General features: G+C 70.2%; 12 protein-coding genes and 1 tRNA gene. 6 read left to right on the forward strand and 7 right to left on the reverse strand.

The window, feature by feature from the left end; translation table 11 throughout:
- The first annotated feature begins 158 nt into the window (after positions 1-158).
- A complete protein-coding gene (locus tag ACF06X_RS22720) occupies positions 159-1,379 on the forward strand; it encodes an acetyl-CoA C-acetyltransferase (protein ID WP_392289101.1) in 1,221 nt (406 codons plus the stop codon).
- Between the two features lie 285 nt (positions 1,380-1,664).
- Positions 1,665-2,507, forward strand: coding sequence for a hypothetical protein (locus tag ACF06X_RS22725; protein ID WP_392289416.1), 843 nt, complete (start codon positions 1,665-1,667; stop codon positions 2,505-2,507).
- 51 nt (positions 2,508-2,558) lie between these two features.
- Here the strand turns inward: ACF06X_RS22725 and ACF06X_RS22730 are convergent, their stop codons facing one another.
- Positions 2,559-2,888, reverse strand: coding sequence for a hypothetical protein (locus ACF06X_RS22730; RefSeq protein WP_392289102.1), 330 nt, complete (start codon positions 2,886-2,888; stop codon positions 2,559-2,561).
- A gap of 101 nt (positions 2,889-2,989) precedes the next feature.
- On the opposite strand from ACF06X_RS22730, the gene ACF06X_RS22735 reads away from it, so the two are divergent.
- A complete protein-coding gene (locus ACF06X_RS22735) occupies positions 2,990-3,220 on the forward strand; it encodes a DUF4287 domain-containing protein (protein WP_215064852.1) in 231 nt (76 codons plus the stop codon).
- A gap of 36 nt (positions 3,221-3,256) precedes the next feature.
- Here ACF06X_RS22735 and ACF06X_RS22740 read toward each other — a convergent pair whose 3' ends face one another.
- Positions 3,257-4,150, reverse strand: a complete 894-nt coding sequence (locus ACF06X_RS22740) for an alpha/beta fold hydrolase (protein WP_392289103.1) — start codon at positions 4,148-4,150, stop codon at positions 3,257-3,259.
- Between the two features lie 141 nt (positions 4,151-4,291).
- On the opposite strand from ACF06X_RS22740, the gene ACF06X_RS22745 reads away from it, so the two are divergent.
- A complete protein-coding gene (locus ACF06X_RS22745; protein WP_392289104.1) occupies positions 4,292-4,855 on the forward strand; it encodes a TetR/AcrR family transcriptional regulator in 564 nt (187 codons plus the stop codon).
- Positions 4,856-4,970: 115 nt separating this feature from the next.
- Here the strand turns inward: ACF06X_RS22745 and ACF06X_RS22750 are convergent, their stop codons facing one another.
- Positions 4,971-5,855, reverse strand: a complete 885-nt coding sequence (locus ACF06X_RS22750) for a Bax inhibitor-1/YccA family protein (RefSeq protein ID WP_392289105.1) — start codon at positions 5,853-5,855, stop codon at positions 4,971-4,973.
- Positions 5,856-5,987: 132 nt separating this feature from the next.
- Positions 5,988-6,069, reverse strand: a tRNA-Leu gene (locus tag ACF06X_RS22755).
- A gap of 421 nt (positions 6,070-6,490) precedes the next feature.
- On the opposite strand from ACF06X_RS22755, the gene ACF06X_RS22760 reads away from it, so the two are divergent.
- Together ACF06X_RS22760 and ACF06X_RS22765 are read left to right on the forward strand one after the other, a co-directional pair.
- Complete coding sequence (locus tag ACF06X_RS22760) at positions 6,491-7,261, forward strand: ABC transporter ATP-binding protein (protein WP_392289106.1); 771 nt, start codon at positions 6,491-6,493, stop codon at positions 7,259-7,261.
- A gap of 80 nt (positions 7,262-7,341) precedes the next feature.
- Positions 7,342-9,873 carry an ABC transporter permease gene (locus tag ACF06X_RS22765; RefSeq protein ID WP_392289107.1) on the forward strand — a complete coding sequence of 844 codons (2,532 nt, stop codon included), beginning with the start codon at positions 7,342-7,344 and terminating at the stop codon, positions 9,871-9,873.
- Between the two features lie 93 nt (positions 9,874-9,966).
- Here the strand turns inward: ACF06X_RS22765 and ACF06X_RS22770 are convergent, their stop codons facing one another.
- The 3 genes from ACF06X_RS22770 to ACF06X_RS22780 all read right to left on the reverse strand — a co-directional run bounded on the left by ACF06X_RS22770 (position 9,967) and on the right by ACF06X_RS22780 (position 14,212).
- Positions 9,967-11,193, reverse strand: coding sequence for a phosphatidylserine/phosphatidylglycerophosphate/cardiolipin synthase family protein (locus ACF06X_RS22770; protein ID WP_392289108.1), 1,227 nt, complete (start codon positions 11,191-11,193; stop codon positions 9,967-9,969).
- A gap of 113 nt (positions 11,194-11,306) precedes the next feature.
- Positions 11,307-12,611, reverse strand: coding sequence for a class I SAM-dependent methyltransferase (locus ACF06X_RS22775; RefSeq protein ID WP_392289109.1), 1,305 nt, complete (start codon positions 12,609-12,611; stop codon positions 11,307-11,309).
- 218 nt (positions 12,612-12,829) lie between these two features.
- Entirely contained in the window at positions 12,830-14,212 is a 1,383-nt protein-coding gene (locus tag ACF06X_RS22780) for an NAD(P)/FAD-dependent oxidoreductase (protein ID WP_392289110.1), read from the reverse strand.
- Positions 14,213-14,580: the final 368 nt, after the last annotated feature.

Here is a 14,580-nt window from a genome sequence, read left to right on the forward strand (position 1 = left end):
CGCCCGGGCCGCGGGCCCGACGCGAAGGGTTCGTGACTGAGCGCTCGCTTAGAAAAGAGGCCCGCGTCACACCGTCAGGCCGGTGACCAATGCGGTACGTACGGGTAACTTCCCCTTCAGTCCTGCCAGAACCGCACCGCACCCCTCATGGAGCCGTGATGCCCGAAGCCGTCATCGTCTCGACCGCCCGCTCCCCCATCGGCCGGGCCTTCAAGGGCTCCCTGAAGGACCTGCGACCGGACGACCTCACCGCGACCATCGTCCAGGCGGCGCTCGCCAAGGTCCCCGAGCTCGACCCGCGCGACATCGACGACCTGATGCTCGGCTGCGGCCTCCCCGGCGGCGAGCAGGGCAACAACCTGGGCCGGATCGTCGCCGTGCAGATGGGGATGGACCACCTCCCCGGCTGCACGATCACCCGCTACTGCTCCTCCTCGCTGCAGACCTCCCGCATGGCGCTGCACGCGATCAAGGCCGGCGAGGGCGACGTCTTCATCTCGGCCGGTGTCGAGATGGTGTCCCGCTTCGTGAAGGGCAACTCCGACTCGCTGCCGGACACGCACAACCCGTTCTTCGCCGAGGCCGAGGCGCGCACCGCCGCCGTCGCCGCCTCCGAGGGCTCCACCTGGCACGACCCGCGCGAGGACGGCCTGGTCCCGGACGCGTACATCGCCATGGGTCAGACCGCCGAGAACCTGGCGCGCCTGAAGGGCATCAGCCGCCAGGAGATGGACGAGTTCGGCGTACGGTCGCAGAACCTCGCCGAGCAGGCCATCAAGAACGGCTTCTGGGAGCGCGAGATCACCCCGGTGACGACCCCGGACGGCACCGTGGTCTCCGCCGACGACGGCCCGCGCGCCGGCGTCACGCTGGAGGGCGTCCAGGGCCTCAAGCCCGTCTTCCGCCCCGACGGCCTGGTCACCGCCGCCAACTGCTGTCCGCTCAACGACGGCGCCGCCGCGCTCGTGATCATGTCCGACACCAAGGCGCGCGAGCTGGGCCTGACCCCGCTCGCCCGGATCGTCTCCACCGGCGTCTCGGGCCTCTCCCCCGAGATCATGGGCCTCGGCCCGGTCGAGGCCTCCAAGCAGGCCCTCAAGCGCGCCGGCCTGACGATCGGCGACATCGACCTGGCCGAGATCAACGAGGCCTTCGCCGCCCAGGTCATCCCGTCCTACCAGGACCTGGGTCTGGACCTGGACAAGGTGAACGTCAACGGCGGCGCCATCGCCGTCGGCCACCCCTTCGGCATGACCGGCGCCCGCATCACCGGCACGCTCATCAACAGCCTCCAGTTCCACGACAAGCAGTTCGGCCTGGAGACCATGTGCGTCGGCGGCGGCCAGGGCATGGCGATGGTCATCGAGCGCCTGAGCTGAGCCGTTGACCGAGCCGCTGACGGAGCCGTGACGGAGGCCGCCTGCGCCGGCTTCGGCCGCGTCAATCCCGTCGCGTCCCAGTCGTGACCGAATCTCCCCCAGGATGTGACCTACGTCCCGGGGGAGATTGTTTCCCCAGGTCACAGTGGTTCAAGGACGAAACACCAGGCACAAATACCTGTCCATTTCGTGACGTATTGCACTGACAGATGGCGCACTCCCACGACAAGCTGATGTAGGAAGTCGGGGGATCGACTCGGAATCGGGAGTACGTCAGTGAGCGCCATGTCTCTTGCCCTGCTGGTGACCACGGCCGCCGCCACGGCCGTGGGCGCCGCCGCCCTGCACGCCGCCCACGGTCTCCGTAAGCAGGTCACCGCTCTGCGTAGCGAACTGGCCACCGCGCACGGGGTCTCCGTCCCGCACGCCCGCCAGACTCCGGCCGAGGAGATACGCGCCGCGGTCGCCGAGGCGCTGGCCGAGGAGCGCGAGCGCGAGCTCGCCGAGGCGCGGGCGTTCTGGGCGGCGCAGGAGGCCCGGGACGCGGCCGACGCCCCCTCCGTGCTCGGGGGCCTCGCCGGCCCGGCCGAGGACGGCCCCTTCTTCGTCCCGCGCCAGGCCGACTTCGCGGGCCTGGAGGCCATGGCCCTGGAGGCGATGGAGGCCGAGGCCGCCGCGCTGGACGGCGTCGGCACCGACAGCGTCCTGGAGGAGTTCCCGGAGCTGACCGAGTACGCCGAGGACTCCCCCGAGCTCGCCGCGGCCCGCCGCCGCCACCCCTCGCACCCGGACTTCGTGCCGGTCCAGACGCCCGTCGTCACCGACCACGAGCGCACGGTGGCCCGCCTGGAGGACCTCGCCGAGACCCGTACCGCGCTGACCGACGTACGCCCGGGCCCGCTCGGCACGCTCGACGTGTACGTCTTCGCCGACGGCACCACGCTCTGCATGACCCCCGGCCACCGGGAGACGGCGGAGCGTCTCGCGGACGCGCTGCGCGCGGGTCGGGCGCCGGTCCTCCTCGGCGGCTCGGGCGTCTCGGGCGCGTACGCCCTGACGTTCTCCTGCGGCGGCGCGGACGACGAGAACGTCTACATCCTCGCCGACCGCGTGATCGCCTCCCTCTGACCCGGCGAGCGGCCTTGTCGGGCCGCCGCACGGCCTCCGGGGCGGCCCGGTCTACAGACCCGCCCGCCCCAACGCCTTCCGTACGAGATCCACGGCCTCGCCCAGCTCCCGCTCGCGGGAGCCGCCCGGGGCCGTTCGCAGAATCTCCGCCAGATCGTTTCCGGCGACCACAAGTTGGTCGGCGACCGTGAAGACCCCGGCGTCCGGCATGATCCGCCCGGCGCTCTCCGGCTCCTCGATCCGCTGCGCCAGGAGCGCCAACTCCCTTGCCAGCGCTAGCCCTTCGGCGGCGGCGCCGCGCTGGAGGCGGCTCTGCGGGGCGACCCTGAGGCGGTCCGCGAACCGCTCGACGGCGGCGGTCAGTTCACTCGTATCAAGCACTCCGCGACCCTATGCGCCCTCCGGGGACTGTTGCCAACGGGCCCGGGCTCGGGCACGGTGACGGGAAGGAGCACACGGCAATACGCGTCCGGAGGCGCCGAATGTCCCACGTCTTCTCCGAAGAGACCCACCGCAACCTGCTCGCCCGTATCCCCCATTGCACCGGTCGTGAAGTCTCCGACTGGCTCCGCACCGTCGAGGAAGGCCCCTCCCTCGTCCGCTTCGAGGAGAAGGTCAGCTGGCTCCGGGGGGAACACGAACTCTCGTACGGCCACGCGAAGGCGATCATCCACGAGTACGACCTGCGCCGGGCGGCCCGCCGGCTGCTCTGACCTCCACGGGGGCCCGCCGCGGCGGGCCCCCGTGTCTCAGCGCTCGGGCGCGGGCGCGGGCCGGACGTGCCGGTCGAGGAATCCCCGCACCAGCGCCGCGATCTCCTCTCCATGCGTCTCCAGGGCGAAGTGCCCGGCGTCGAGGAGGTGGATCTCCGCGTCCGGCAGGTCCCGCGCGAACGCCTCGGCCCCGGCGGGTCCGAAGATCTCGTCGCCCCGGCCCCAGGCCGCGAGCAGCGGGGGCCGGTGGGTGCGGAAGTACTCCTGGAAGGCCGGGTAGCCGTCCAGGTTGAACTGGTAGTCCCAGAAGAGCTGGAGCTGGATCTCCTTGTTGCCGGGCCGGTCCAGGCCCGCCTGGTCCAGGGTCCAGGTCTCGGGGCCGACGCGGTCCAGGCGGTCGGCCGGGACCCCGTGGGTGTACTGCCGGCGGGTGGCCTCGGCGGTCAGCAGCTCGCGCACCGCCGCCTCGTTGGCCTCCCGGTCCTTGGCATGCGCGAAGAGCACGTCCCAGAAGGGCGTGAAGCCCTCCAGGTAGGCGTTGCCGCTCTGGGTGACGATCGCGGTGATCCGCTCGGGTGCGCGTGAGGCGATCCGCAGCCCGATCGGGGCCCCGTAGTCCTGGATGTAGAGCGCGAAGCGGTCGATCCCGAGCCGGTCGAGGAGCGCGAGCGTGATCTCGGTGAGCTTCTCGAAGCTGTACGGGAAGTCCTCGACGGCCGGCGCGGCGGAGGCGCCGAAGCCGATGTGGTCGGGGGCGATCAGGTGGTACGCGTCGGCCAGCTCGGCCATGAGACCGCGGTACATGTGCGAGCTGGACGGAAAGCCGTGGAGCAGGACGAGCGTGGGCCGGGCGGGGTCGCCGGCCTCCCGGTAGAAGACCTCCAGGCCGTCGACGGTCTCTGTGCGGGAACGCAGGGCGAACGCGGACATGGGTAACCTCCCCGTGCAGCGGAGAACGATCGTTCTCCCGATGCGTTGTAGAGTAGGAGAACGATCGTTCTCCGCGCAAGGCGCATCAGGGCCCAGGGCAGGGCACGGGGAACAGGGCCCGCACGAGGGAGTGGACGGACGATGGACACGGAAACCGCCGAGCTGCGGCTCCTGGAGGCCGCCGAGACGCTCTTCGACGAACGCGGGGTACAGGCGGTCGGCATGGACGCCATCCGCACGGCGTCCGGCGTCTCCCTCAAGCGGCTCTACCAGCTGTTCCCCTCCAAGGACCATCTGGTGTGGGCCGTCCTCAAGCGCCGCGACAGCGCCGTGCGCGAGGCCATCGCCGCCCACGGGGCCACCCACGCCGACACCCCGTACGCCCGCGCCCTCGCGGTCTTCGACTACCTCGGCGACTGGTTCGCGGACCCCGGATTCCGCGGCTGCGCCTTCATCAACACCTTCGGCGAGATGGGCGGCATCTCACCGGACGTCGCCGACATCGCCCGCGGCCACAAGCAGGCGCTGCGTCAGTACCTCGCCGAGCAGACCGACGCGCTCGGGGCGCCCCGGGAGCTCGCCGACCAGCTGGCGATCCTCGCCAACGGCGCGATGGTCCTCGCCGGCATCGAGGGCTCGGCAGAGCCGGCCGTCCGGGCGAAGGACGCGGCGCGGGTCCTGCTCGACGCGGCCGCGCCCCGCTGACGCTGCCCCCTGACAGCCCCGTGACGTGGAAGGGCCCGCCCGGCACGAAGCCGGACGGGCCCTTCCCTCCATCACAGGTCACACGTCACACAGGGGTGTCGCGCGAGGTGCCGCGTCAGTCGTCGCCCTGCAGGATCGACAGCACCCGCAGCATCTCCAGGTAGATCCACACCAGGGTCAGGGTGAGGCCGAAGGCCGCCAGCCAGGACTCCTCGCGCGGGGCGCCGTAGGCCACGCCGTCCTCGACCTGCTTGAAGTCGAGGGCGAGGAAGCAGGCACCCAGGATGATGCCGATCACGCCGAAGAGGATGCCGAGGCCGCCGCTGCGGAAGCCCAGACCGTCACCGGCGGCACCGTCGAAGAGGGAGAACAGCGCGTTGACCGCCATCAGCAGGATGAAGCCGATCGCGGCGGCCATCACGAAGCCGTAGAAACGGCGGGTGACGCGGATCCAGCGCATCTTGTACGCGATCAGCACACCGGCGAAGACCGCCATCGTGCCGAGCACCGCCTGGACGACCACACCGGGAGAGATGTAGGTCGAGACCGCGCTGGAGATCACGCCGAGGAAGACGCCCTCGAAGGCCGCGTAGGCCAGGATGATCGCCGGCGAGGCCTTGCGCTTGAAGGACTGCACCATGGCCAGGACGAAGGCCACGAGGGCCGCGCCGATGGCGATGCCGTACGACTTGCCGATGCTGGCCTCGTCGACCGGCAGCAGGAACCACGACAGGGCGGCGGTGAGCACGACCGTGCCGAGCGTCATGGCCGTACGGCTCACGACGTCGTCGATCGTCATCACATCGCCGCGGGCCTGCGGCGGTGCGCCCAGCTGGGTGTCCTGGGCGTACGGGTTGGTGGCGTACGGGTTGGTCGCGCCCTCGGCGTACGGGCTCGTTCCGACGGCGGGGCCCCCGGCCTGCGGCTGCTGCGCGTTGAAGCCGGCGGCGTTGTCGCGGCTGAACCCCCGTCGCGAGAAGACCGGGTTGCTGCTCCTCATCTCACTCCTCCATGGCCGCACTGCGCGGCCTTGCGTCAAGAGTAATGCGGAAGCAAAAGAAACTCCCTAGTGCTCGGGGAGGATCTTTCCACGATCGTTAAGAAAGCCCAGGCGGCCGGCGCGGGGGAGCTGTGCCCGGAACCGGACTCGAACCGGTACGGCCCGAAGGCCAGCGAGGTTTAAGCTCGCCGTGTCTGCATTCCACCATCCGGGCATGGCGCGCGGCTCCGCGTTGGCACATGAGCCTATCTGGGCGCGTCCCCCGTTCAGCCGAACGGTCACCCGATGTTGTCTTATTTTATTGACGTCTGAGGGTGTGTCAGCGCAGGTGGGGGCCCCTCGGGCGAAGTGTGACGGGGCTCGCAGGCGCAAAGACGCACACATCGGAATGACGGAAAGTCGCCGCACCCTTGACGCGTTCCGTCACGCGGTACGGGCCCGTCCTGGATCACGGAGGCGCCTCGGGACGCCTCAGGACGCCTCAGGGATCCCGTCATACCTCAGGAGGAGGGGCGGGCCCCCCGGTCCGACTCCAGACTGCCCCGGGAACGGGCATGTGGGCGGACGACCCGGGCCTCAACGCTCGACACGATGGAGTGGTTCCCGAACGCACCGTCCCGACAGGAGTCGCCCTCGTGACCACCTCCCCCACCGTGTCCCGCGCCACCGCGGTGGCAGCCCGCGCCACGGATCTCTCGAAGGTCTACGGACAGGGCGAAACCCAGGTGGTCGCCCTGGACCACGTCACCGTCGACTTCCGCCAGGGAGAGTTCACCGCGATCATGGGCCCCTCGGGCTCCGGCAAGTCGACCCTGATGCACTGCGTCGCCGGCCTGGACTCCTTCAGCTCCGGCTCGGTCCGGATCGGCGAGACCGAGCTGGGCACCCTGAAGGACAAGCAGCTCACGCAGCTGCGCCGGGACAAGATCGGCTTCATCTTCCAGGCGTTCAACCTGCTGCCGACGCTGACCGCCCTGGAGAACATCACGCTGCCGATGGACATCGCGGGCCGCAGGCCCGACAAGCAGTGGGTGGAGCGGGTCATCGACATGATCGGCCTCTCCGGCCGGCTGAGCCACCGCCCCGCGCAGCTCTCCGGCGGCCAGCAGCAGCGCGTCGCCGTGGCCCGCGCGCTGGCCTCCCGCCCCGAGATCATCTTCGGTGACGAGCCGACCGGAAACCTCGACTCGCGCTCCGGCGCCGAGGTCCTGGGCTTCCTGCGCAATTCCGTGCGCGAGCTGGGGCAGACCGTCGTCATGGTCACCCACGACCCGGTCGCCGCCTCCTACGCGGACCGGGTGATCTTCCTCGCGGACGGCCGGATCGTCGACGAGATGCTCAGCCCGACGGCGGACGGCGTGCTCGACCGCATGAAGGCCTTCGACGCCAAGGGCCGCACGAGCTGACGCCGCTCCGGGGCCGCCCGCCCCGGACCCCGCGCCTCTCGACGTTCCGCCCCGCAGGGGCCCCACTCCAGGACACACACATGTTCCGTACCGCCTTGCGCAACGTGCTCGCGCACAAGGCCAGGCTGCTGATGACCGTGCTCGCCGTGATGCTCGGCGTGGCCTTCGTCTCCGGCACCCTGGTCTTCACCGACACCCTCTCCCAGGCCTTCCGCAACCAGTCGGCCAAGAGCTACGACGACGTGGCCGTCGCCGTCACCTCGACGGCGGACCGCGACGACCCCCGCCAGGCCCCCGGCCTCTCCGAGCGGACCCTGGCGAAGATAGGCGCCCTCGACGGCGTCGCCTCCGCCACCGGACGCGTCAGCGGCTTCGCCGGTGTGCCCGACAAGGACGGCAAGCTGATCGGCGTCGGCTGGTCCAACAAGGGCACGAACTTCGCCCCCGGCAAGGACGGCCGGGACCCGGCGTACGACTTCACCACCGGCGCGGGCCCGGCGGCCGGGCAGGTCGCCCTCGACAAGGAGACCGCCGCCAAGGGCGGCTACCAGGTCGGCGACACCGTCCGGGTCGCGACCAACGGCCCGGTGAAGGAGTACCGGCTCTCGGGCGTCTTCACCACCGAGGACGGCGCCGTCGGCGCGGGCGGCAGCCTGATCCTCTTCGACACCGCGACGGCCCAGCGGCTGTACCTGAAGCCCGGCTACTTCCAGGAGATCTCGGTCGCCGCCGCCCAGGGCGCCGACGACGCGAAGGTCCTCGCCGCGGTCGAGCCGCTGATCGGCAACGACGCCGAGGCCAGGACGGGCCGGGAGCTCGCCGACGAGCAGGCCCGGATGATCGAGTCCGGCCTCAGCGCCCTCAACCAGGTGCTGCTCGGCTTCGCCGGCATCGCGCTCTTCGTCGGTGTCTTCCTGATCTCCAACACCTTCACGATGCTCGTCGCGCAGCGCACCAGGGAGCTGGCGCTGATGCGCGCGGTCGGTGCCTCCCGCAAGCAGATCACCCGCTCGGTGCTTGCCGAGGCCGGCGTCGTCGGCCTGGTCGCCTCCGCGGTCGGCTTCGGTCTCGGTGTCCTGCTCGCCCTGGGGCTGCGCTCGGGCATGTCCGCCTTCGACATGAAGGTGCCGGACGGCCCGCTGGTCCTGACCGCCACCCCGGTCGTCTCCGCGCTCGCCGTCGGCGTCCTGATCACGATGCTGGCCGCCTGGCTGCCCGGCCGCCGGGCCGCGAGGATCCCGCCGGTCGCGGCGATGAGCAGCGTCCACGCGGTGGCCACCACCAAGTCGCTGGTCGTGCGCAACTCCATCGGCGCGGCGATCACCGCCCTCGGCGCGGTGGGGATCGTCGCCGGCGCGGGGTCCGGCGGCGACGACGGCCGGATGATGATCGCGGCGGGCGCATTCTTCACCCTCATCGGTGTCATCGTGCTCATCCCCCTGCTCTCCCGGCCGGTCATCGCCCTCGCGCGCCCCGTCCTCAGGCCCTTCGGCGTCGCGGGCAAGCTCGCCGGCCAGAACGCGGTCCGCAACCCGCGCCGTACCGGCGCCACCGCCTCCGCGCTTGCCATCGGTCTCACCCTGGTCACCGGCCTCTCGGTGCTCGGCGCCACGGTCGGTACGGCCCTGGACAGGATGACCGTCGACCAGATCAAGGCCGACTACATGATCACCATGGCGGAGGGAGCGGGGGGCGGCCTGGACGGGTCGGCGCTCACCGCGCTGGAGAAGACGCCGGGCGTCACGGCCGTCTCGCCCCAGCAGGCCGGGTACCTGGAGATCGGGGACGACTTCACGTCCGCCTCCGGTGTCACCCCCGGAGACGTCGAGAAGGTCCTGAACCTCCGGGTGGTCAGCGGCTCCTTCGCCTCGCTCGCCAAGGGCGAGATCGCGGTCGCCGACGAGACGGCGGAGAAGCGGGGCTGGAAGGTCGGCGCGTCCCTGCCGGTCACCTTCGGCGACGAGAAGAAGGGCACCCTGAAGGTCGGCGCGATCTACGAGGAGAGCGAGTTCACCTCGCCGATCGTCATCGACGCGAAGATCCTCAGCGCCCACGACGCGATGCCGTACATCCCGCAGGTCTTCGTGAAGACGGAGGGCGGCCAGTCCGCGGCGCACGAGAAGGCCCTCGTCCAGGCCCTGGGCGAGAACCCGGCGATCACGGTGATGGACCACAAGGACATCCGTGACCTCTTCGGCGGGCAGATCAACCTGCTCCTGAACATCATGTACGGCCTGCTCGCGATGGCCCTGCTCATCGCGATCCTCGGAGTCGTGAACACGCTGGCCATGTCGGTGTTCGAGCGGCAGCAGGAGATCGGCATGCTGCGGGCGATCGGTCTGGACCGGCGCCGGGTGAAGCGGATGGTCCGTCTGGAGGCCGTCGTCATCTCGGTGTTCGGCGCGGTGATCGGCATCGGGCTCGGGGCGTTCCTCGGCTGGGCGATCGGCGAGACGGTCAAGAGCACGCTGCCGGGTTACGCGCTGGTGCTGCCCTGGGACCGGATCGGGGTCTTCCTGGTCCTGGCCGGACTGGTCGGTGTGCTGGCCGCGATGTGGCCGGCGCGCAGCGCCGCGAAGCTGAACATGCTGAACGCCATCAAGGCCGAGTAGCCGAGTAGCCGAACCGGCGAACAGCCGAGGCGGTACGTACGCCGAAGGGCCGGGCCCCCGTGTGGGGAGCCCGGCCCTTCGGCGTGGATGCGGTCAGCTGCCCGCGCAGTAGGTCATCAGGTGCTGGTGGTTCGCCTTGTACTGGCCGAAGAGCGTCGCGTTGTCGATCTTCAGCAGCGTCTCGTCGTTGGCCCGCAGGGCCGGGTAGGTGTAGTTGTGGCTGCCCGTCCACACCAGCTTCTTGCCGGCCACACCGTCGTACGTGCCCTCCACGAGCAGGTACTTGGAGTGCAGACCGGCCTTGGCGACGCCGGTGCCACGGTCCTCGTAGCACTGGACGCGCTGGGTGAGCTTGCCGGAGATGACCGACTCCACGGCGGTGCCCATCGAGTCGGGGTAGCCGTCGTGGGCCAGGATCACGGAGCAGCCCGCGTTCTTGAGGGAGACCATCTTGGTGGCGATCTCGTCACGCGTGAAGAGGTTGGCCGCCATGCGCACCTCGGTGCCGCCGGCACAGCTGACCTTGTCGAGGATCAGCTTGATCGTGTCGGTGGAGGCGTCGTTGTCGTACGACGTGCCCGCGGCCTCCTTGCGGGGGAAGAAGTACGTCTTGTACGCGCCGGTGACCGGGGTCTTGTAGTAGTGGTCGAGCCCGGCGGAGGTGCCGTACTTCACCAGGTCGGCGAAGTAGGCCTGGTAGCTGCCGTAGAGGCCGCTGTCGACGATGGTGACGGCGTTGTTGAACAGGTCGGTGCGCTGGACACCGGTCATGTTGGCGGAGGTCTGCACGACCACGTCGTTCGCGCCGCCGGTGGAGGAGAAGAGGAAGAACTTGTTGTGGTTGATCGCGCCGTCGCTGTCGCTGGGCAGCTTGCGGCTGCCGATGCAGCCGCGCCCCGCGGGACAGGCCAGGACCCAGGAGCCCTGGGTGCGGTCGGTGCCCAGGCGGGCGGCGAGGCGGTCGTACTCGCCGCCGGTCATGGTCACCGAGGTGTGGTCGATGACGATACGGACGTCCACACCGCGGGTCTTGGCGGCGCCGAGGGCGTCGGTGACGCTGTCGTCGGTGAAGGTGTAGAGCCCGGCGGTGATGCTGGAGCCTGCGGGCGCCTGGTCTATCAGGCCGACGATGTGGTCGCGGACCCGGTTCTGGGCGGTGGCGTCGCCGGCGGGGTCGTTGAAGGTGGCCGTGGTGGTGACGGCGGCGGCCGCCTCGGCCGCGGGAGCGGCGGCCGGGGTGGCGCTGCCCGGGACGGCGGCGAGGGCCAGCAGGCCGCTCGCGGCGGCGAGGGCGAGGAAGAAGCGGGTGGGGCGGTGCACGTGTGGGGGTCTCCGTCCGAATGGCATATTCATGACATTTCGGACCCAAGAAAGAGAAGCGGGGCGCCGGTTGGCCGGCACCCCGCCCTCGTGAGCCCGAAGGCCCGAAGGTATCAACGCCCGCTCTGCTCGTTCCACACCCGGGGTCGCAGCGCCACGCCGGACCGGCCGCCCTCCGGCGTCTTCACGGCGAGGAACTGGTTCACGCCGATCCGGTTGCGCTCGAAGGAGACCGCGGAGGCGGCCATGTAGAGCCGCCAGACCCGGGCGCGGCCCGGCGAGACCATCCGTACCGCCCGCGTCCAGTCGCGCTCCAGATTCGCCACCCAGCGGCGCAGCGTCAGGGCGTAGTGCTCGCGGATGGCCTCCACGTCCCGGACCTCGAAGCCCGCGTCCTCCAGGGTGCTCAAGGTCCGCCCCATCGGGGCGAGTTCGCCGTCCGGGAAGACGTACGCGTCGATGAACGGATCGATCTCGTACGTCGCCTCGTCCGGCTCGGGGCGGCGCGAGATCTGGTGGTTCAGCAGCCGGCCGCCCGGTCTGAGCAGGGCGTAGAGCGTGTCGGCGTACTCGCGGTAGCGGACCTGGCCGACGTGCTCGGCCATGCCGATGGAGGAAATCGCGTCGTACGGGCCGTCCTTGACGTCACGGTAGTCCTGGACGCGGATCTCGATCCGGTCGGTCAGGCCCTCCTCGGCGATCCGCTTACGGGCGAAGACGGCCTGCTCGCGGGAGAGGGTGATCCCGACGACCCGGGCGCCGTACTCACGGGCCGCGTGGATGGCCATGGAGCCCCAGCCGCAGCCGACGTCGAGGAGCCGGTCGCCCTCCTTCAGGTTCAGCTTGCGGGCGATGAGGTCCAGCTTGTCGCGCTGGGCGTCCTCCAGCGTCCCGTCCTGCGTCCAGTACGCGCACGAGTAGACCATCGAGGGCCCGAGGACCAGCGCGTAGAAGTCGTTGCCCACGTCGTAGTGGTGACTGATCGCCTGCTTGTCGCGGCGCTTGGTGTGCAGGGCGCCGGTGCGCCGCCGCACCTCCTCGGCGGGCGGCGGCGGGGGCGGCAGCGGCCCGGCCATCGCGACCAGGGTGCGCGCCGCGGCGCGCAGCCGCGGGTCCCGGACGGTCTCCAGGACACTCCTGGTCTCGTCGGAACGCTCCCAGATCAACCCGGCGAGCCGGTCCAGGACCTCGTACAGATCGCCCTCGACGTCGATCTCGCCGGCCACCCAGGCGCGGGCCAGGCCCAGTTCGCCGGGCTTCCACAGCAGCCGACGCAGGGCGCGGCGCTGCCGGACGATCAGGACGGGGCCGCCCGCGGGGCCCGCTTCGCTGCCGTCCCAGGCCCGCAGCCGCACCGGGAGCGGAGCCCCCAGGAGTTCCTCCGCGAGAGTGGTCAGCCGCAATGCGGCGTCGGCCATGGTGCACACCTCCGTGATGTCGTGCCCCAGAAATGCTCGTCACCACGTAAACACCCTCAGTAGGCGAATACACTCCCGCCGTCGCGCAACGAGTCGGCAAAACACCCGGGCGGACATGCCGAAGGGCCGTCCGCACCACGGATGGCGGACGGCCCTTCGGCACCTACGGTCCTTCGGGTCCTACGGGTACTGCGTGTCGTGCTGTTGACGCGGTGGAGCTAGGAGGCCTTGGCCTTCTCCTGGTTCGCCGGAGCGGCGGGGACCGGAGCGGGCTTGGCGGCCTCGTAGAACTCCTCGCGCGGCGTCTCCATCGCACCGAGGGAGACGACCTCGCGCTTGAGGAACATCGCGAGGGTCCAGTCGGCGAAGACGCGGATCTTGCGGTTCCAGGTGGGCACGGCCATGCCGTGGTAGCCACGGTGCATGTACCAGGCGAGACGGCCCTTGAGCTTGATCTTCATCTTGCCCATGACGATCATCGCGACGCCCTTGTGGAGGCCGAGGCCCGCCACCGCACCCTTGTTGGAGTGCTCGTACGTCTTCTGCGGGAAGCCCCGCATGCCGGAGACCACGTTGTCGCCGAGGACCTTCGCCTGACGCAGCGCGTGCTGGGCGTTCGGCGGGCACCAGGCGTTCTCGACACCGGCCTTGCGGGAGGCCACGTCCGGCACCTGGGCGTTGTCGCCCGCGGCCCAGATGTAGTCGGTGCCCTGGACCTGGAGCTTCTCGGAGGTGTCCACGTGGCCACGCGGGCCGAGCGGGAGACCGAAGCGGGCGAGCGCCGGGTTCGGCTTCACGCCGGCGGTCCACACGATCGTGTTGGAGTCGACCTCGAGGCCGTTCTTCAGCACGACGTGACCGTCGACGCAGGAGTCCATCGACGTCGAGAGGTAGATCTCGACACCGCGGCCCTCGAGGTGCTCCTTGCCCCAGCGGCCCAGCTCCGGGCCGACCTCGGGAAGGATCTTGTCGGCGGCGTCGACCAGGATGAAGCGCATGTCCTCGCGCTTCACGTTGGTGTAGTACTTCGCCGCGTCGCGGGCCATGTCCTCGACCTCGCCGATGGTCTCCGCGCCGGCGAAGCCGCCGCCCACGAAGACGAAGGTCAGCGCCTTGCGGCGGACCTCCTCGTCGGTCGTCGAGTCGGCCTTGTCCAGCTGCTCCAGGACGTGGTTGCGGAGGCCGATGGCCTCCTCCACGCCCTTCATGCCGATGCCCTGCTCGGCCAGGCCGGGGATCGGGAAGGTACGGGAGACCGCGCCCATCGCGATGACCAGGTAGTCGAAGGGCAGCTCGTAGGCCTCGCCGACGAGCGGCGCGACCGTGGCGACCTTGCGGTCCTGATCGATGGTGGTGACGCGACCGGTGAGCACCTCGGCTCCGCGCACGACGCGTCGCAGCGGGACGACGACGTGACGCGGGGAGATGCTGCCTGCGGCGGCTTCGGGGAGGAAGGGCTGGTACGTCATGTACGAGCGCGGGTCGACGACCGTGACGGTCGCCTCCCCGAAACGCATCTTCTTCAGAATGCGTCGAGCTGCGTACAGGCCTACGTACCCACCGCCTACAACGAGGATCCTGGGACGCTCCGTGGTGCTCATGCATCGAGTATCCACCCCACTCAGGGGGGTCGCTCGTGCGCCCCTTCACAAGCACTTCGGGTACCTCTGCTACACTCCGCCGCCCACGTGACCCACGTCATGTTGAAGCAAAGGAACCAGGGTGCATCGGTGAACGTTGTTCACCCCTGTTGAACTGGCCCGGAGAGCGGTAGTTAACGCTGAACCACAGGGCCCGTTCACGCGATGGAAACATCGAGCGAACCGGGCTCCGGGCCTGCGAAAGAGCCCCGACAGAGGCCCGGGAGCCCCTGAAGGGCCTCCAGAGACCCCCTCGGGGCTCTTTTCCTTGTGAAGAACTTCACGAACTTTCCCGACGCCCCGTCGCCGGACGGGTCACGGGGTGCCTT

The organism is Streptomyces sp. NPDC015346 (assembly GCF_043078785.1).
Taxonomy (GTDB): domain Bacteria; phylum Actinomycetota; class Actinomycetes; order Streptomycetales; family Streptomycetaceae; genus Streptomyces.